The sequence below is a fragment of the Amycolatopsis rhizosphaerae genome (assembly GCF_007713715.1).
GTDB lineage: Bacteria > Actinomycetota > Actinomycetes > Mycobacteriales > Pseudonocardiaceae > Amycolatopsis_E > Amycolatopsis_E rhizosphaerae.
The window spans coordinates 1-2,540 of sequence record NZ_VJWX01000720.1 but is presented as its reverse complement, the minus strand read 5'-3'; the positions used below and the strand labels follow the sequence as shown (position 1 = coordinate 2,540).

General features: G+C 70.9%; 2 protein-coding genes and 1 pseudogene. 1 reads left to right on the top strand and 2 read right to left on the bottom strand.

The annotated features are described in order from the left end of the window. Window positions 1-93: 93 nt before the first annotated feature. Window positions 94-1,920 (bottom strand): hypothetical protein, encoded by a 1,827-nt coding sequence (locus FNH05_RS35990; protein WP_246128146.1) that lies wholly within the window; start codon window positions 1,918-1,920, stop codon window positions 94-96. A 131-nt stretch (window positions 1,921-2,051) separates the two neighbouring features. Between FNH05_RS35990 and FNH05_RS38605 the strand changes: the two genes are divergently transcribed. Beyond that, window positions 2,052-2,216 carry a hypothetical protein gene (locus FNH05_RS38605; protein ID WP_186382914.1) on the top strand — a complete coding sequence of 55 codons (165 nt, stop codon included), beginning with the start codon at window positions 2,052-2,054 and terminating at the stop codon, window positions 2,214-2,216. 2 nt (window positions 2,217-2,218) lie between these two features. Here the strand turns inward: FNH05_RS38605 and FNH05_RS40135 are convergent. Continuing rightward, window positions 2,219-2,338, bottom strand: a pseudogene (locus tag FNH05_RS40135) (IS982 family transposase); the annotation flags it as partial. Window positions 2,339-2,540: the final 202 nt, after the last annotated feature.

The following is a 2,540-nucleotide window of genomic DNA, read 5'->3' as shown; positions in this document are numbered from 1 at the left end:
CCCATGCAAGGACCGACTTTGCCGGGACCCTGGCCCTATTGACCGTGAGGTCTCCCCGTACGGCACCCGGCACCTCCCCGAGCGTGGGACCCCTTACGGCACCTCGCTGACCGGATCGCGCCGCGCCGCGGCCGGTCGGCGCGTGCCGCGCGCCGCGGCGGTGTAGAGCCAGGCGAACAGCACCCACATGCCCGCGAACAGGGACCCGACGACGGCGTAGGCCACCGTCCACAGCACCAGCGGGGTTCCGGTCCTGCGCTCCCGCTGCAGGAACTTGATCTCCGCGACGAACTCGTGCGCCCCCGATGCCGCAGGAACGGCCGGGGCGCCCGCGGCCGGGTCGGCGGGCGCGTAGAGCGGGGCCAGCGCCATCATCCGGTTCGCAGTGTGGATCCGGATCCCCGTCTTCCACTGGCCGTACACCGGAAGCGGCCGTGTGGTGCGGTACCGGCCGTCCGGCAGCCGCTCCAGCGGCGCGGAGTAGAAGTCCCCGCCCTGCCAGGCGAAACCGGTCAGCCACAGCGGATCCGCGGTCAGGTCCGGCCGGTTGAAGGTGATCGTCGCGGTGACCCAGCGGGGTTCGGCCGTGCCCCTCGGGTGCGCGACGGGCAGCCCCGGCGCGGTGTCGGCGAGTTCGACGGTCGCGGTGAAACCGGGCGGCGGGGCGGCCGGGACGGTGATCGCGGCCATCAGCGCCACCGCACCCAGGGCACCGGCCAAACCGCCCCAATGCCGGGCACCGCCGCCTTCACGACCCAGCGCGATCGCCTCCACCCGCCCGTACTGCCAGGTCCCGATCAGCGCACCGGCCACCGACGCCGCGGCACCGAAGGCGAGGAAGGTGTCCCCATGCGACAGTGGCCAGGGGTCCGGCATCAACCACTGGGAGAAGGCCCATTCCCCGGCCAGGCCGAGCACGCCACTGGCGAGCCCGGCGGCCACGGCGAGCGGATAGCCCCGCCGCCCGCGCAGCAGCAGCGCGACGGCCTCGATCACTACGGCCTCCGTGACGTACGGCAACGGCAGCGCGACGTGCAGCCCGGCGGCCAGGGGCACGATCGCGAAGACGGCCCGGCTCACCAGTAGCACGGCGACGACGAGGAGGGCGCCGCCCGGCCCCCAGGAAAGCCGTCCGTAGAGCAGGGTCCAGCCGCCGATCAGGCCGACCAGCACCACCTGGGCGAGCATCGGGAACTGCGGCACCCCCAGGTCGAACTCCATCAGGAACGCCGACGCCCCCATCATCCAGGCCCCGGCCAGCACCGGACCGAGCAGCCGGACCAGCGGCCCGTCCGCACCCGTCTGCCGGGACTCCGCGAGCAGCAGCTGCAGGCCGATCACCACCCCGACCCCGCCACCGATCATCAGCACATGGGTGGGGCCCCATTCCGTGACGTCCTGCCCGAACAACCGGTGCCACACGTCGTCGAGCGGGAACCCGGCGACGCCGACCAGTCCCGTGGCCATCATCTGGACGCTGCCCATCGGCACCCGCCAGCCGGGCCCGAACGCGACGGTCCGCGCGGGCAGGCGTCCCTTGGCGAGTGTGGCGCTGAGCACGCCGCCGGCGAAGATGCCCATCAGTCCGAAGTAGATCGGATAGTGCGAGGGGTTGGCCAGCGGCCCCTCGTCGCGGCCGAGCTCCATGTGGATCGGCACATCCCAGTAGACACCGATCAGCGCCGACATCCCGGACAGGAACGCGATGACCATCGGCAGGGCAGCCCAGCGCGGCAGCCCGGACACCCGCGCGGAGAAGTCAGCCAGCCTGCCGAGCAGGGTCGGCCGCCCGGCCCGCTCGCGGATCACGAACACCGCCAGGGGCAGGAAGACCGCCACGAACATCGCGGCCGCGATGACGATCTGCCCGAAGGCGGCACCCCCGGCGGGCGGACCGGGTTCCTGGGCCACGAACACCATGCGGACCTTCCTCGGACATCCGGCCGGACGATTGTGCTACCGGAAGTAACTGTTACCGTTGGTCACAGATGTTAGAGGGAGGCACGGCGAACGGGCAAGCGGTTCCCCGCACGCCGGGAGAGGACGAGACCATGAGCGGACTGCTCACCGCGACCGCGACCCTGCCCGTGATCGAGGCACACGAGGGCGGCTGGGACGAACTCGCCGTCTTCCTCGGCCCGCTCGCGATCGTCGCCGTGCTCGTGTATGTCGCACGCCGCGGCAAGCACGCCGACCAGGACGACCACGACGACTAGATCAGTGTGATCAGCTCGCTACCGGCGAGCAGTGGTCGTCGCCCCCGGCCCGTCCGGGGCGGCACGTGATCACCGACGAGCACGTAAGGTGCGGTCAGAAGAGTGTTCGGGTCGTTCGTCACACATGATCACGAACACCCTCCACCTGCCTCCGCACTCCGCAGCCCACTTCACGCGATCTTCGCGGAATCAACCGCCTAGTACTGCAACGGCACTTGCTTGATCTGTAGTGGATCATGGTGTGTGTGGTGTTGGATCTTGTCGTGGGCCAGTTGGATGAGTTGCATGCGCGGATCGCGGGCCGGTTTGGGCGGTCGGAGCCGC

What these genes read in the sequence shown, in the direction of transcription:
- FNH05_RS35990 (WP_246128146.1), bottom strand. Translation starts at nt 1,920, where the DNA reads ATGGTGTTCGTGGCCCAGGAACCCGGTCCGCCCGCCGGGGGTGCCGCC.
- FNH05_RS38605 (WP_186382914.1), top strand. Translation starts at nt 2,052, where the DNA reads ATGAGCGGACTGCTCACCGCGACCGCGACCCTGCCCGTGATCGAGGCA.